The 14,850-nt window shown below is 71.6% G+C and carries 12 protein-coding genes; 9 read left to right on the top strand and 3 right to left on the bottom strand.

Features of this window, described 5'->3' with window-relative positions; genetic code table 11:
* Nucleotides 1-66: 66 nt before the first annotated feature.
* On the top strand, nt 67-1,125 hold the full coding sequence (locus MFF64_RS30860; RefSeq protein ID WP_099906244.1) for a TRAP transporter substrate-binding protein: 1,059 nt from the start codon (nt 67-69) through the stop codon (nt 1,123-1,125).
* Nucleotides 1,122-2,993: a TRAP transporter large permease gene (locus MFF64_RS30855; RefSeq protein WP_099906242.1), complete on the top strand. Its 1,872-nt coding sequence runs from the start codon at nt 1,122-1,124 to the stop codon at nt 2,991-2,993. The genes MFF64_RS30860 and MFF64_RS30855 overlap by 4 nt, the downstream gene beginning before the upstream one ends.
* A 115-nt stretch (nt 2,994-3,108) precedes the next feature.
* Here the strand turns inward: MFF64_RS30855 and MFF64_RS30850 are convergent, their stop codons facing one another.
* From MFF64_RS30850 to MFF64_RS30840, 3 genes are read right to left on the bottom strand one after another with little or no spacing between them, the layout of a single operon-like run.
* Nucleotides 3,109-5,205 (bottom strand): acetate--CoA ligase family protein, encoded by a 2,097-nt coding sequence (locus MFF64_RS30850; RefSeq protein WP_238193255.1) that lies wholly within the window; start codon nt 5,203-5,205, stop codon nt 3,109-3,111.
* Complete coding sequence (locus MFF64_RS30845; protein ID WP_099900620.1) at nt 5,202-5,570, bottom strand: Zn-ribbon domain-containing OB-fold protein; 369 nt, start codon at nt 5,568-5,570, stop codon at nt 5,202-5,204. Before MFF64_RS30845 ends, MFF64_RS30850 begins: the two co-directional genes overlap by 4 nt.
* Nucleotides 5,567-6,697 (bottom strand): thiolase family protein, encoded by a 1,131-nt coding sequence (locus MFF64_RS30840; RefSeq protein WP_238193254.1) that lies wholly within the window; start codon nt 6,695-6,697, stop codon nt 5,567-5,569. The genes MFF64_RS30845 and MFF64_RS30840 overlap by 4 nt, the downstream gene beginning before the upstream one ends.
* 321 nt (nt 6,698-7,018) lie before the next feature.
* On the opposite strand from MFF64_RS30840, the gene MFF64_RS30835 reads away from it, so the two are divergent.
* The 7 genes from MFF64_RS30835 (at nt 7,019) to MFF64_RS30805 (ending at nt 14,799) form a co-directional block, all read left to right on the top strand.
* Nucleotides 7,019-7,825, top strand: coding sequence for an IclR family transcriptional regulator (locus MFF64_RS30835; RefSeq protein WP_099907425.1), 807 nt, complete (start codon nt 7,019-7,021; stop codon nt 7,823-7,825).
* A 90-nt stretch (nt 7,826-7,915) separates the two neighbouring features.
* Nucleotides 7,916-9,025, top strand: a complete 1,110-nt coding sequence (locus MFF64_RS30830) for a mandelate racemase/muconate lactonizing enzyme family protein (RefSeq protein ID WP_099907427.1) — start codon at nt 7,916-7,918, stop codon at nt 9,023-9,025.
* A gap of 13 nt (nt 9,026-9,038) precedes the next feature.
* Complete coding sequence (locus tag MFF64_RS30825) at nt 9,039-10,127, top strand: mandelate racemase/muconate lactonizing enzyme family protein (protein ID WP_099907429.1); 1,089 nt, start codon at nt 9,039-9,041, stop codon at nt 10,125-10,127.
* A gap of 41 nt (nt 10,128-10,168) precedes the next feature.
* Entirely contained in the window at nt 10,169-11,365 is a 1,197-nt protein-coding gene (locus tag MFF64_RS30820) for an ABC transporter substrate-binding protein (RefSeq protein WP_238193253.1), read from the top strand.
* A gap of 23 nt (nt 11,366-11,388) precedes the next feature.
* Nucleotides 11,389-12,249, top strand: a complete 861-nt coding sequence (locus MFF64_RS30815) for a branched-chain amino acid ABC transporter permease (protein WP_099907431.1) — start codon at nt 11,389-11,391, stop codon at nt 12,247-12,249.
* Nucleotides 12,246-14,051 (top strand): branched-chain amino acid ABC transporter ATP-binding protein/permease, encoded by a 1,806-nt coding sequence (locus MFF64_RS30810; protein ID WP_099907433.1) that lies wholly within the window; start codon nt 12,246-12,248, stop codon nt 14,049-14,051. The genes MFF64_RS30815 and MFF64_RS30810 overlap by 4 nt, the downstream gene beginning before the upstream one ends.
* Nucleotides 14,032-14,799, top strand: coding sequence for an ABC transporter ATP-binding protein (locus MFF64_RS30805; RefSeq protein ID WP_099907435.1), 768 nt, complete (start codon nt 14,032-14,034; stop codon nt 14,797-14,799). Before MFF64_RS30810 ends, MFF64_RS30805 begins: the two co-directional genes overlap by 20 nt.
* Nucleotides 14,800-14,850: the final 51 nt, after the last annotated feature.

Raw genomic sequence — 14,850 nt, 5'->3', positions numbered from 1 at the left:
CACGTCGCGATCGAACGATGCCGCACCGCGCCCCCTGCGCGGATGACGGCGCGCCGGAGGAAGCCGATGACATCCACGCCAGAATCCCAGTCCGCGGCCAAGCAAGACCTCTCGAGGCAGGCCCCCTCGCGCCGCCTGCTCCTGGCCGGCGCCGCCGCATTTCCACTCGTCGCCATCCGGACGGGCCCGGCGCGGGCGGCCGAGTTCACCTACAAGCTCGCCACAGGCCAATCCCTGACGCAGCCGATCAATGCCCGGCTCGACCAGGCCTGCCAGCGCATCCGCGAGGCGTCCGGTGGGCGGATGGAGCTGAAGTTCTTCCCGGCGAGCCAGCTCGGCTCCGACACCGACCTGATCACCCAGGTGCGCAGCGGGGGGATCGAGTTCCTCAACATCTCGGGCTCGGTGATCTCGACGGTGGCCTCCGGCGCGGCGATCACCAATGTGGGCTTCGCCTTCTCCGACTACGACCACGTCTGGCGCGGGGTCGACGGGCCGGTGGGTGACTATGTCCGCGCCCAGATCGAGAAGACCGGCCTCATCGTCGCGGCGAAGGCCGCCGATAACGGCTTCCGGCAGATCACCTCCGCCGCAAAGCCGATCAAGACGCCCGAGGACCTCAAGGGCTACCGCATCCGCGTGCCGGTGGCGCCGATCTTCACCTCGCTGTTCTCGAGCCTCGGGGCGAGCCCAACCTCGATCAACTTCAACGAACTCTACACCGCGCTGCAGACTCGGCTGGTCGACGGCCAGGAGAACGGCCTCGTCGCGATCGATGCCGGCAAGCTCTACGAGGTGCAGAAATACGTCTCAGAGACCAACCACATCTGGGATCCGTTCTGGATCGTCGCCAACCGTCGCGCCTTCGGAAAGCTGCCCGGGCCGCTCCAGGAGATCGTCCGGCGCGAGCTCGACCGCGCCGCGATGGAGGAGCGCGAGGACGTCGTGCGCCTGACCGGCACGCTCAAGGGGCAGCTCACCGCCCGCGGCCTTACCTTCGAGACCCCCGACAAGGCCGCCTTCCGCAAGGCCCTGACCCAGGCCGGCTTCTACCGGGACTGGAAGGACAAGTTCGGGCCCGAGGCGTGGAAGGCCCTCGAGGCCGTGACGGGAGACTTGGCATGAGCGCGCTCGCCGACGCCCATGGGCGGCCGGCGGCCGCTCCCTCCGCCGACTGGCTGTCCTCGGCCGAGCGGGCCTTGCGCCTCGCCGTCGAGGTGCCGGCGGCGGCTCTCGTCGCCGCCGAGGCCCTGATCCTGTTCGCCGGCATCGTCTCGCGGGCGATCGGGCACTCGATCATCTGGAGCGACGAGCTCGCCTCGATCCTGTTCCTGTGGCTCGCGATGCTCGGCAGCGTCGTGGCGGTGCAGCGGGGCGAGCACATGCGGCTGACCTTCGTGGTCGGCTCGCTCTCGCCCCGGGCGCAAGCCTGGTGCGAGGCGCTCGCCATCGGCATGGTCTTCGCCTTCCTGGCCCTTCTCATGCACGCGGCCTACGACTACACCGAGGACCAATCCTTCGTGGAGACGCCGGCGCTCGGCTGGTCGGGCACGGTGCGGGCGCTCGCCGTGCCGGTCGGCTTCGTGCTGGCGCTCCTCGCCTGCGCCTTGCGCCTCGCCCGTCACCGCGTGACGGACCTCCTCGGCGTCGGAGCGGTGCTCCTCGGTCTCGTCGCGCTCCTCAGCCTCGCTGCGCCGTGGCTTGCCGGGATCGGCAACTGGGCCCTCCTGGTCTTCTTCGTCGGCCTGCTCGGGATCGGCATCCTGGCCGGCGTGCCGATCGCGTTCTCGTTCGCGCTCGCGACGTCCGCCTACCTGCTCACCACCACCTCGACGCCGCTGACCATCGTGGTCGGGCGGATGGACGAGGGGATGAGCAGCCTGATCCTGCTGGCGATTCCCCTCTTCGTGCTGCTCGGCCAGCTCGTCGACGCGACCGGGATGGCCCGCGTGATGGTGGCGTTCCTCGCCTCGCTGCTGGGCCACGTGCGGGCCGGCATGTCCTACGTGCTGCTCGGTGCGATGCTGCTCGTCTCCGGCATCTCCGGCTCGAAGACCGCCGACATGGCGGCGGTCGCCCCGGTGCTGTTTCCCGAGATGCGCCGGCGCGGCATGAAGGACGGCGAATTGCTGTCGATCCTCGCCGCCTCGGGGGCGATGAGCGAGACGATCCCGCCCTCGATCGTGCTGATCGCCATCGCCTCGGCGACGGGAGTGTCGATCGCCGCCCTGTTCACCGCCGGGATCCTGCCCGCCCTGGTGCTCGCCCTGGTGCTGGCCGCAGTGGCCCGCTACCGCGCCGGCAAGGAGGAGGACGCGACCGTGTTCCCCCGGGCCCCGGCCTCGGTGGTGAAGAAGACGCTCCTGGTCGCCCTGCCGGCCCTGCTGCTGCCGTTCCTCATCCGCACCGCGGTGGTGGAGGGCGTCGCGACGGCGACCGAGGTCTCGACCATCGGCATCGCCTATTCGCTGGTGCTCGGCCTCGTGATCTATCGCGGCGGGCTCAAGCGCCGGGAGATCATCCCGATGCTGGCGCGGACCGCCTCGCTGTCGGGGGCAATCCTGTTCATCGTGGGGGCCGCGAGCGCGATGGCCTGGGCGCTGACCCAATCGGGCTTCTCGCACGACCTCGCCCGGGCGATGGCGGCGGTGCCGGGCGGCAAGACCGGCTTCCTGCTGATCTCGGTCGTCGCCTTCATCGTGCTCGGCAGCCTGCTCGAAGGCATCCCGGCGATCGTGCTGTTCGGCCCGCTGCTCTTCCCGATCGCGCATCAGTTCGGGATCCACGAGGTCCACTACAGCATGATCGTGATCCTGGCGATGGGACTGGGCCTCTTCGCCCCGCCCTTCGGCCTCTGCTACTACGCCGCCTGCATCATCGGGCAGGTGTCGCCCGAGGCGGGGATGCGCCGGATCTGGATCTATCTCGGCGCGCTGTTCCTCGGCCTCCTGGTCCTCACCTTCGTGCCGTGGTTCTCGATCGGGTTCCTGTGACGGGGCTCTGATCGACAGGCGTGAGAAGCCCGGAAAGCACGCTTTCCGGGCTTCGTCGCGTTCGTGCGCGCGGTCCGGGGACGGATGTCCCGCCGTCGCGCTTGGCGCAAAGGCGTCAAGGCGATGGCAGGCCGTCCCCGAACACGACGGCGTCGAGGGCGAGGCAGTCGCCGGGCTCGGTGCCGACCAGCATCGGATTGACGTCGAGGCTGGCGATCCGCGGCTCCATCGTCATCAGCTCGCCCACCGCCACCGCGGCGGCGAGGTAGGGCTCGATCGCCCAAGGAGCCTCGCCGCGCACGCCCGCGATCAGCGGCGCGATCCGCAGGCGGCCGAGCGCCCGCCGCACCTCCGCCTGCGTGAACGGCGGCAGCAGCAGGGCGACGTCCGGCATCGCCTCGACGTAGGTGCCACCGTCGCCCACCACCACGACCGGGCCGAAGAACGGGTCGCGATGCGCGCCGAGGACCAGTTCGCGCCGCCCGCGCGCCATCGCGGCGACGATGACGCCGGTGGGTGCGTGGCCGGCCTTCGCCAGCCCCGCCCGACAGGCCTCGAAAGCGGCGCGCACGGCCTCCTCTCCGCTCACCCCGAGATGGACGAGGCCGAGCTCGCTCTTGTGCGCGACCTCGGCCGAGCAGCCCTTGACGGCGACCGGACCGCCGATCGTCTCGGCCGCGGCCACAGCCTCGTCGGCCGTGCGGCAGCGGCGGTGGCGGACCACCGGCACGCCGGCCCGCGCCAGCAGCGCCAGGCTCTCGGCCTCGTCGAGAAGGCGCAGCGCCGCCTCGCTCGGCGGGGGAGGGGCCGGAGGGGGCGGCCTGCCCCCGGCCGCCGCGATCCGCTCGTGATGGGCGATGAACTGGTGCAGCGCCCGGACCGCCTCGCCCTCCCCGGAGAAGACCGGCAGGCCGCGCGAGCGGAACGGCGCGGCGACCAGCTCCTGGGGCGCGACGATCACCACCGGCTTGCCCGTCGCCGCCGCGAAGGCGGCAGTGTCGCGGCCGAAATCGTCGACCGCGTAGGCCCGGCCCGCCACCGGCACCCCGACCAGGAAGGCGTCGGCGCTCGGATCCTCGGCGATCACCGGCAGGATCTGGCTGAACAGGGCGGAGTTCGTCATCAGTGCCGCCGTGATGTCGACCGGATTGCGGGTCGCGGCGAAGCTCGGCAGGATCGCCCGCAGGCGCGCCTGCGTCTCGTCGCCCAACGGGGCGAGGTCGAGCCCCGCGGTCGAGGCCGCGTCCGCCGCCATCACGCAGGTCGCCCCCGAATTGCTGATCGCCACCATCCGGCGGCCCTCCGGGCGCCAGCCCTTCAGGTACAGCTCGGCGGCCGCGACGAGGTCGGTCGTGTCCTGCGCCCGCCAGATCCCGTGCTGCTCGAGGAAAGCGTCGACCAGCCGGTCCTCGTTGGCGAGCGCCCCGGTATGCGACCGGGCCGCCGCCTGCCCGGCTGCGGTGCGGCCTGCCTTGAGCGCCACGATCGGCAGGCCGCGATCGCGGGCGATCGCCGCGGCCTGCGCAAGGTGGTGCGGGTCGGGGATGCTCTCGAGGTAGAGGAGCAGGAGCCTCAGGCCCGGATCGGCCGCGACCGCGGCGGCGAGCTCGCATACCGTGACGTCGGCGTCGTTGCCGGTGGCGTGGGCGTGGCGCACGCCGATGCCGCGGCCGCGCAGGAGCCCGTAGGGAACGACGCTCATCGCCCCGCTCTGGCTGACGATGCCGACCGGGCCGTCCTGCGGCTCGACCTCCAGGAACATGCTGGAGAAGCTCGCCACTGCCCCGGTGCCGAAATTGGCGAGGCCTTGCGAGTTCGGGCCGATCATCCGGAGGCCCCGGGCCCGGGCGCGCGCCACCATCGCCCGCTCGGCCGCCTTGGCCTCGGGGTCCGCGGTCTCGCCGAAGCCCGAGGCCATCATGATCGCCACCTTGACGCCGATCTCGGCGCACTCGTCGAGGGCCGCCACCGCCGCCTCGCCCGGCACCGCGATGATCGCGAGGTCGGGCGCCCGCGACAGGGCCGAGAGGTGCGGCACCGTGCGCCGGCCCTGGACCTCGTCCCGCCGCGGGTTGACCGGCCACACCTCGCCACGAAACCCGAATCGCGACAGGTAGAGGAGCGGCCGGCCGCCGATCTTGTCGGGATTCTCGGAGGCCCCGATCACCGCGATCGCGCTTGGGTCGAGGGCGGCCTGGAGACTCGCGGTCATGGGGTGCCCTCCGGGGTGACGAACGGGACGAGGCCGGCCCCGAAGCTGCGAAACCGCGTGAGCACGGGATCGCCGATCGCGACGCCCTCAGGCGGACAATGCGCCATGAAGCGGAAGCCTTCCTCGGCATCGACGAGGGCGAGGCCGTAGGGGGCGTGGGCGCTGAGCTCCGGGGACGGCGCGCGGGCCACCACCGTGACGGCGTAGACCGTGCCGCGGCCGGAGGCCTGTTCCACGCCCAAGTCCTCGCTGCCGCATTCCGGGCAGAACGGGCGGCGGAGATACTGCACGTGGCCGCAGGCCCGGCAGCGCGCGAGCGCGAGGCCCTCGCGGCCGGTCGTCCAGTCCGGGATCTCCGCGCTCATCGGCCGTTCTCCAGGACGAGGCTCACATGGGAGGAGAGCACGCCGCCGTCGCCGTGCAGCAGCGCCAGCGGCGGCTCCGCGACCTGGCGCGGGCCGGCCTCTCCCCGCATCTGCCGCACGGTCTCGGCGAGGTGAGCCATGGCGCCGCCGACGCCGCAATGGCCGTAGCTGAGGAGGCCGCCATGAGTGTTGAGCGGCATCGCCCCCTCGGGGGAAAAATGCCCCTCGCGGGCGAGCCGCCCGGCGGCGCCCCGCGGCGCCAAACCGATCTCTTCCAAGAGGATCGCCAGCGTGATGGTAAAGCTGTCGTAAATCGCCGCATAGCGGATGTCGGCCAGCGCGACGCCTCCTTGCGCCAGCGCCCGGCCGGCGCTGTCGCGGGCCCCAAAGGCGGTCAGGGAGGACGCGGCGCTGACGTGCTGGTGGGTGTGGGCCTGCGCGGCGCCCCGGATCCTCGGTCCCGGCCTCGCGGGATCGGCGCGCTCGATGACGAAGGCCGCGCCGCCATCGGAGACCGGGCAGCAATCGAGCAGGCGCAAGGGGGCGGCGATCGGCTTCGAGTCCCGCACCATCGCGGCGGTGATCGGTTCGGTCAGGTGGGCGCCGGGGGTGCGGGCGGCGTTCGCCCGCATCAGCACCGCGAGCTCGGCGATCTCGTCGATGCCGTATTCATGGGCGTAGCGCGACGCGACGAGGCCGTAATAGGCGGGGATGGTGGGCCCGAGCGGCACCTCGTAGGTCGGATGGCCGACCTGGGCGAGCGTCTGGATCGCCGCGTCGCGGGATTGGCCCGACAGCCGGTTCTCCCCTGCCACCACCAGGATGCGCCGCGCCGCGCCCGCTTCGACCAGCAGATGGGCGAGCATCACCAGGGCGAAGCCCGTGGCGCCGCCGAGCTGCACCGCGTGAGCATAGGCCGGCCGCAACCCGAAATGCTCGGCGAACACCGTCGAGAGCATCAGGTGCGGGTGGGTGGTCGAGTAGCCGGTGATCAGGCCGTCGATCTCGCGCCGCTCCAGCCCGGCATCCGTCAGCGCGTCGGTGGCGGCGCGGCTCATCAGGTCGAGGGTGGAGGCGCCCGCGAGACGCCCGAACGGGGTGAGGCCGATGCCGGTGATGCGGCTCATCGGGTGGGCGCCACGGGGCAACAGGCACGCACACTCTTCCGCCTGGCAGAACCTTGCATCGGGCGTCCTCCGGGCCGGGCCGTCGCAGCCTCGGGCCGGCGACCTCTTCTCGGAGGATGGTTGCCTTCCGGCGAATAGCCTGTCAACACTAGTCCATGCCGGAGATCGATTGCATCTGTCGACGGATGGGGAGAGCCGACACTGACCGAATTGGTTCCGTTACACGGAACTGACCCATCAAGGGCGGCAGCATCGGGAACGCGTGAGAGGCGCCATGCACCCTCAGCCGGGTCTGGATTCGCGTGCGTCGCCGGGGGACGCATGAGGTCCGCCGACGACGCCCCACCCCCTTCGCCCGCCATGCCCGAGCCCAACGCGGTCCAGAAGGTCTGCGCCGTGCTGCGCGCGCTCGCCGCCCCCGCACCCCGGCGCCTCACCGAGCTCTCGGCCGAGACCGGGCTCAACAAGGTCACGGCCCTGCGCATCCTCGACACCTTGGCGCAGGAGGGCTTCGCCGCCCGCGCGGCCGACGGGCGGCGCTGGCGGCCCGGGCCTGAGCTGATGGCGCTCGCCGCCAGCGCCGGACGGCCCGACGACCTGCGGGCGCTGGCGCGGCCGAGCCTGGTGCGGCTGGCCGAGCTTTCCGGCGACACGGTCCTGCTCTCGGTCAGGAGCGGCGTCGAGGCGGTCTGCGTCGAGCGCGAGATCGGCTCCTATCCGATCCGGGCGAACTACCTCGATATCGGCAGCCGGCGCCCCCTCGGGGTCGGGGCCGGCGCCATGGCGCTGCTCGCCTGGCTGCCCGACCGGGAGGTCGACGCGATCCTCGGCATCGTGGTCCAGCGCCTCGGGCTCTATCCGCGCCTGAGCCAGGCGGAGATCCGCGCCCGCATCGCCGATTCGCGGGCGCGCGGCTACGTCGTGCTCCTCGATCAGGTCGTCGACACGATGGGGGCGATCGGCGTGCCGGTGCGCGACACGGCCGGCCGCACCGTGGCGGCTCTCAGCATCGCGGCGCTCACCACGCGTATCCGGGCACGCGAGGCGGAACTGGCCGAGGCGCTGCGCCGGGAGGCCGACCTGATGGAACGGGAGCGGATCCCGGCGGGGCAGGGGGGTGCGGGGTGAGAAAGACTTCGATTCTCACCTGCGACTCCAGGATGAGATTGTGACGATATATTCGATCGATCGAAAAGATTACGATCCAGGGAGATACGATTGAACATCGTCGACATCCAGTCACAGATCGTCTCGCTTCCCTTCGACATGGGCGGCCCCCCGGCCACATTCGCCGGCAAGGCCTGGACCCATCTCGACATCCTGCTGGTGCGCGTCGAGACCGACGAGGGCCTGGTCGGATGGGGCGAGGCCTTCGGCCATGCCGGCATCGGGGCGACCCGCGCCGCCCTCGACGGGATCGTGGCGCCGCTCGTCCTCGGCCGCTCGTCGGGCGATATCGCGGCGCTGACCCGCAGCGTGCTCCACGCCACGCATCTGCTCGGCCGCAACGGCCCGTTCGTCTTCGCCTACTCGGGAATCGAGACCGCGTTGTGGGACCTCGCCGGCAAGCGCGCCGGCCAGCCGGTGGCGCGGCTCCTCGGCGGTGTCCGCGAGCGGCTGCCGGCCTACGCCTCGCTGCTCGCCTACCACGATCCGGCGCTCGTGCGCCGCAACGTCGAGGCGGCCTGCGCCGCCGGCTACCGCCACATCAAGCTGCACGAGGTGACGGAGGAAGCGGTCGCGGCCGGCGCCGAGGTGGCGCGGGCGCACGGCGCTGCCCTGATGGTCGACGTCAACTGCGCCTGGAGCGTGCCGGCGGCGCTCAGGATGGCCGACGCCTTCGCACCCCACGACCTCACCTGGTTCGAGGAGCCGGTCTGGCCGCCGGAGGACGCGCACGGCCTCGCCCAGGTGCGGGCCCGCGGCATCCCGATCGCCGCCGGCGAGAACACCGCCGGCTTGTTCGGCTTCAAGGCGCTGATCGAGGCCGGCGCGATCGACGTTGCCCAGCCGAGCGTCACCAAGATCGGCGGCATCGGTGAGATGCTGCGGGTGATCACGCTCTGCGAGGCGCACGGGGTCCGGGCCGCCCCCCACAGCCCGTATTTCGGCCCCGGCCTCGTCGCCACGATGCACGTCATCGCGGCCCGCGTCGAAGACCCGCTGGTCGAGGTGCTGTGGCTCGACATGGAGGCCAACCCGTTCGATCCTTGGATCCGGGCCGAGAACGGCCACGTGCGGCTGCCCCCCGGCCCCGGCCTCGGCTGCGATCCGGATCCGGACGTGCTCGACCGCTACCGGGTCGGTGGCATCGTCCGCACGGCATAAGGGAGGACATGCCATGAAGGTCGACCGCGTCGAGACGCGTCCCGTTACCTTGCGCCCGGAGCGGCCGATCGGCTCGGCGCTCGGCCAGCTCCACTCCTTCGGCTGCATCCTGGTCACGGTGCGGGCGGACGGGCTCACCGGCGAGACCGTCGTGTTCACGTTGAACGACCGGCGCACCAAGGTGCTGCGCGCGCTCATCGACGAGATGGCCGACCTGGTGATCGGCCAGGATGCCGGCCACATCGCCGGCTTCTGGTCGCGGGCCTGGCGCGACGTCAACTTCATGGGCCACAAGGGCATGCCCGTCATGGGCATCTCGGCCCTCGACAGCGCCCTGTGGGACCTCGCGGGCAAGCGCGCCGGACTGCCGCTCTACCGCATGCTCGGTGGCGCCAGCGCCCGGGTGCCGGTCTACCATTCCGGCGGCCTGTGGCTCGACCGCTCGACCGACGAACTGATCGCCGAGGCGGACAGCTTCAAGGCGGCGGGCTTCCGGATGATGAAGATGCGCCTCTCGGCCGGCGATCCGGACTGGAACATCGTCCGGGTGCGGGCGGTCCGCGAGGCGATCGGCCCAAAGATCCGCCTGATGGCCGATGCCAACCAGGGCCTCACCGAGACTGACGCCATCCGCCTCGGCCGACGGCTGGAGGAGTTCGACCTGACCTGGTTCGAGGAGCCGCTGCCGGCCTGGGACGTCGAGGGGCTGGCCCGCGTCGCCGCCGCCCTCGACACCCCGATCGCCAGCGGCGAGACCGATTATACCCGCTACGGCTTCCGCCGGATGATCGAGCTGCGCTCGGCCGACATCCTGATGCCGGACCTGCAGCGGGTCGGCGGCGTCACCGAGTTCATGCGGGTCGGCCACCTCGCCGAGGCGCACGACCTGCCGGTCTCGAGCCATCTCTTCCCCGAGCAGAGCCTGAGCGTGCTCGGCGCCCTCGCGAATGCCCATTCTCTCGAATACATGCCATGGTTCTCCGAACTGTACTGCGAGAGACTGGACTTCGCCGACGGATACGCCATCGTACCGGAGCGGCCAGGCTTCGGGTTCACCTTCGACGAGGACCGGATCCGGCACTTGGAGCGGCAAGGCGCCTAGAACAACCGCGCCGGCCGAGACGACAACGGGAGGAGAACGCCATGGTGACGACGAACCGTCGTGCGCTCGTGATGAATGCTGCCGGCCTCGCGGGGGCGGTGGCCCTCGGGTTCCCCCGGCCGGCCCTGGCGCAGGGCGAGCCCTTGCGCGTCGGCTGGCTCGCGGCGATGACCGGCCCGAGCTCGGCCCCGACGGTCGGCTTCAACCGCGGCGTGGTCTTCGCCGCCGAGGCGATCAACGGCGCCGGCGGGGTCAAGGGCCGCAAGATCGAGATCGTCACCCGCGACTCGCAAGGGGATCCCACCAAGGCGGTCAACGCCGTCCAGGAGATGATCAGCCAGGCCAAGGTCCACGCCATCTGGGGCCCGACCAATTCCGGCGAGGCCCTGGCGACGACCCCGATCATGGCGCGGGCCAAGATGCCGAACATCCACCCTTGCGTGATCGACAGCCTGATCGACCCGGCGAAGTACCCCAACGCCTTCCGCATCGCCCCCTCCAACACCCAGTGGGACGACGCGGTGCGCAGCTACTGCCTCAAGGTGCTGAAGGTGAAGCGCGTCGCGGTCATCGGCGACACGACCGGCTACGGCGTCACCGCCGCCAAGGCCTCGGCCGCGGCGTTCAAGCAGGACGGGGCCGAGGTGGTCTATCTCGGCAACATCGACTCGACCCAGCCCGACATGACCCCCGACCTGCTGCGCGCCCGCAATGCCGGCGCCGAGGTGATCGTGGTCTGGAGCGTGTCGACCGGCATGGATGCCCGCCTGTTCAACACCCGCGCCCGGATGGGCTGGGACGTGCCGTTCGTCGGCCATCCCTCGATGGCCTCGGGCGAGATCGGCGGGCTGCTCGAGAAGCCGGCGAACTGGGACAAGGTCTACGCGGTCGGCTACCGCAGCTGCTCCTACGACGAATCCGGCAAGCTCAACGCCCGCAGCGAGGAGTTCGTGGCGCGGCTGAAAGGAAAGGTCGCGCTCTCCGACACCCTGCTGTGGTGGGTGGCGGCCGGCTACGACGCCGTGACCCTGATCGCCAAGGCGGTGGAGGAGACCGGCTCCAGCGCGCCCGACGCGATCGTCAAGCACTGGAACGGTCTCACGAAATATCCGGGCATCTTCGGCGATTACACCTACACGCCCAAGGAGCATAACGGCTACCCGACCGAGGACGTGGTGATGTCGGCGGCCAATAGCGGCCGCGACGGCAGCTTCCGGCTCGCCCCGGGCTATTCCTGACGAAGGGGAGGGGGAGCGCCGCCATGCTCGCCTCGATCCTGGCCTCCGGCCTCGCCGTCGGCGCGATCTACGCGCTGATCGGCATCACCTACAACACGATGTTCTCGACCTCCCGGGTGATGAGCTTCACCGCCGGGCAGCTCGGGATGCTCGGCGGCGTGCTCGGCTCGCTGTTCACCTTGCGCCTCGGGCTGCCCTGGCCGCTCGGGCTCCTGCTCACCCTCGCCTGCGGCGCGCTCGTCGGCATCGTCACCGAGTTCGTGGCGGTGCGCCCGGTGCTGAAGAGCCTCGACCAGCACCTCTACGTGCTCTCGACGCTGGCGCTCGCCTTGATGATCCAGCAGGTCACGGCGATCACCTGGAGCACCGAGCCGCAGCCCTTCCCGCGCCTCCTCGGCGGCTTCGGCGAGACCGTCCTCGACGAGAAGTTCTGGCTGCCGGTCGCCGCCTGCCTCCTCGTCGTCCTGGGCCTCGAACTTCTCTACCGGCGCACGCTTCTGGGCCACGCCTTCCTCGCCGTGGCGGAGGACAATTTCGCCGCCCGCGCGCTGGGCCTGCCCGAGCGGCGCCTGCGGGTGATGAGCTACGCGCTCGCCGGCGGCATCGGGGCGCTCGCCGGCTATGCCGGCGGCGAGTTGCTGCTCGCCTTCTTCGCCAACGGGCCGCATCTCAACTTCTACGGCTTCATCCCGGTGGCGCTCGGGGGCCTCGGCAACAACCGCGGCGCCCTGATCGGCGGCCTCGTCCTCGGGCTGTTCCAGCAGACCGCGAACTTCGTCGTCGGCGGCATCTTCGCCTCCGTCGCGGTCTTCACCCTGTTCATCGTCGTGCTGCTGGCAGCTCCGCAAGGGCTCCTCGGCTCGGCCCAGGCGAGGCGCGTATGAGTGTCCCTTCCGCTCTCGCGGCCTCCGGGCCTGCCGCCCGCGACCGGGCGGGGGCGCGCCTCGCCGCTGCCGCACCCTTCCTCCTGATCCTCGGCATCGCGCTCGCGGTGCCGCTCTTCGGCAACGATTACTGGACGCTGATCGCCACAAGGGCGGCGATCTACTGGATCCTGGTCTCCGGCCTCAACCTCGTCGTCGGCTTCGCCGGGCAGCTCGCCATCGGCTACGTCGCGCTGCTCTTGGTGGGGGCCTACACCACCAGCGTGCTCGCGGCCGGCACCGTCCTGCCGGCGTTTCCGGTCGTCGCGGCACTCGCCTGCGCCGGGATCGTCGGGGCCCTGGTCGGGGTGATCGTCGGCCTGCCGGCGCTCCGCTTGCGCACCTTCTACTTCGCCATGACGACGCTGGGCTTCGCCACCATCGTCACGCAGATCGCGCTCGCCTGGCAGGACGTGACCGGCGGCGGCATCGGCATCACCGGGCCGGAGATGCCGGCCCCGTTCGACTCGCGCCTCGGCTTCTACGGCCTGTGCCTCGCCGGCGCTGCCTTATGCACCTGGATGACCCTCAACGTCGCCGGCAGCCGCTACGGCCGGGCGCTGGTGGCGGTCCGCGACGCCGAGGTCGCGGCCGAGGCCGTCGGCATTTCCAAGCCCCGGCTCCTCGTCGCGGTGTTCCTGTTCGCCGGCTGCGTCGCCGCGATCGCCGGGGGGCTGTTCGCCTCGCTCCAGACCTACATCACGCCGGACGCCTTCACCTTCGACCTGTCGCTCCTGTTCTTCATCGCGGTGCTGATCGGCGGGCGCGGCTCGGTGCTGGGGCCGCTGATCGGCACGATCGTGCTCACCATCCTGCCGGAGGTGGCAGCCCCGCTCGCGGCCTGGTCGACCTTCCTCTACGCGGTCCTCCTCCTCGTCATCGTGGTGGCGCTGCCGGGCGGCATCGCCGACCTCCTCGACCGGAGCCAGCACCGGCCGCTCCCGGCCGAGCGCAGCATCGCCCCGCGCGCCGCGGCGCTGCAGGACCTCGCGGCAGGCGCATCGAGTGCTGAGCCGATCACGCTCACGGGCGTGCGCCTGAGCTTCGGCGCCGTGAAGGCGATCGACGGGCTCGACCTCACCTTGCGTCCCGGCGGCGTTCACGGCCTCATCGGCCCCAACGGTTCCGGCAAGACGACGACGCTGAACGTCATCTCGGGCTATTACCGGCCGCAAGCCGGGCAGGTGAGCTTAGGCGCCCGCTCGCTCCTCGCCGAGGCGCGGGAGGCGCGCGCCCTCTTGCGCATCGCCCGCACCTTCCAGACCCCGCGCATCGTCGGCGAGGCGACCGTCATCGAGAACGTGATGCTGGGCGGCAGCGTCGCGGGACGCGCCACCCTGGCGGAGGCGCTGCTGTCGTCGAGGCGCCACCGCGAGGACGAGCGCCGGTTGCGCGAGGCGGCCCGCCTCGCCCTCAGGGCGGTCGGGCTCGACGGCCTCGACGAGGTCCGGGCCGGGCGGCTGCAGCACAGCGAGTTGCGCTTCCTCGAGATCGCCCGCGCCTTGATGCTGCGCCCGGCCTTCCTGCTCCTCGACGAACCGGCGGCGGGCCTCTCGGCCTCCGAGATTCAGCGCCTCGGCGGGCTGATCCGGGCGGTGGCGGATGCCGGGATCGGCGTGCTCCTCGTCGAGCACCATGCCGACCTGATCTTCGCGATCTGCGACGAGGTCACGGTGCTCAATCTCGGCCGGGTCCTGGCCTCGGGAACACCTGCGGAGATCCGCAGCCACAGGGAGGTGGTCAGTGCCTATCTCGGCGCATGATCCAGGGAACCCGCCCCTCCTGCAGGTGCAGGGGCTGGAGGCGGGCTACGGCAAGATCCGGGTGCTCCACGGCGTCGACCTGGTGGTGAGGGCAGGCGAGGTCGTCACGCTGCTCGGCCCCAACGGCGCCGGCAAGTCGACGCTGCTGCGGGCGCTCTCCGGCTTGCTGCCGGTCCAGGCCGGCACCGTGCGGCTCGGGGGAGCCCTGCTCTCCGGCGCCGGGCCCCGAACGGCCGTGCGGGCCGGGCTGTCGCACGTCATCGAGGGCCACCGCGTCTTCACCGGGCAGACGGTGCGCGAGAACCTGCTGCTCGCCGCCTACGACCTGCCCCGGGCCGAGCGCGAGACGCGCATCGCGGAGGCCCTGTCGCACTTCCCCGAGATCGCCGCGAAGAGCCACGACAAGGGCGCCTCGCTCTCGGGCGGCCAGCAGCAGATGCTGGCGGTGGCGCAAGGCCTGGTGCAGCGCCCACGCCTCCTGATGCTCGACGAGCCGTCCGCCGGCCTCTCGCCGGTTCTGGTCGACCGGGTGCTCGAGGTGGTTTCCCGCCTGCGCCGGCAGGGCACCGCGGTGCTGCTGGTCGAGCAGCTGGTCGAGAAGGCGCGGGCCGTCTCCGACCGGGTCTATGCCCTGGCGCAAGGCCAGATCGTGCTCGCGGCCGAGGCCGGTGCGCCCGACTTGGCCGAGCGGCTGGAGCGGGCGTATTTCGGGAGCGGGGGCCCGGCGCGGACCAGCGCGGCCGTCTGATACCCTCGCGCCTTCGCATCGACGTGTCGATGCGAAGGCGAGCGGCGCATC

The organism is Methylobacterium frigidaeris (genome assembly GCF_022179185.1).
In the GTDB taxonomy this organism is placed as follows: Bacteria; Pseudomonadota; Alphaproteobacteria; order Rhizobiales; family Beijerinckiaceae; genus Methylobacterium; species Methylobacterium frigidaeris.
Note: the sequence above shows the minus strand (reverse complement) of the source record. Positions and strands in the feature narration are given on the sequence as shown.

Excerpts from the sequence above, each read along its gene's own strand:
- MFF64_RS30860 (WP_099906244.1), top strand. The coding sequence starts at position 67 with ATGACATCCACGCCAGAATCCCAGTCCGCGGCCAAGCAAGACCTCTCG.
- MFF64_RS30855 (WP_099906242.1), top strand. The coding sequence starts at position 1,122 with ATGAGCGCGCTCGCCGACGCCCATGGGCGGCCGGCGGCCGCTCCCTCC.
- MFF64_RS30850 (WP_238193255.1), bottom strand. The coding sequence starts at position 5,205 with ATGACCGCGAGTCTCCAGGCCGCCCTCGACCCAAGCGCGATCGCGGTG.
- MFF64_RS30845 (WP_099900620.1), bottom strand. The coding sequence starts at position 5,570 with ATGAGCGCGGAGATCCCGGACTGGACGACCGGCCGCGAGGGCCTCGCG.
- MFF64_RS30840 (WP_238193254.1), bottom strand. The coding sequence starts at position 6,697 with ATGAGCCGCATCACCGGCATCGGCCTCACCCCGTTCGGGCGTCTCGCG.
- MFF64_RS30835 (WP_099907425.1), top strand. The coding sequence starts at position 7,019 with ATGAGGTCCGCCGACGACGCCCCACCCCCTTCGCCCGCCATGCCCGAG.
- MFF64_RS30825 (WP_099907429.1), top strand. The coding sequence starts at position 9,039 with ATGAAGGTCGACCGCGTCGAGACGCGTCCCGTTACCTTGCGCCCGGAG.
- MFF64_RS30820 (WP_238193253.1), top strand. The coding sequence starts at position 10,169 with ATGGTGACGACGAACCGTCGTGCGCTCGTGATGAATGCTGCCGGCCTC.
- MFF64_RS30815 (WP_099907431.1), top strand. The coding sequence starts at position 11,389 with ATGCTCGCCTCGATCCTGGCCTCCGGCCTCGCCGTCGGCGCGATCTAC.
- MFF64_RS30810 (WP_099907433.1), top strand. The coding sequence starts at position 12,246 with ATGAGTGTCCCTTCCGCTCTCGCGGCCTCCGGGCCTGCCGCCCGCGAC.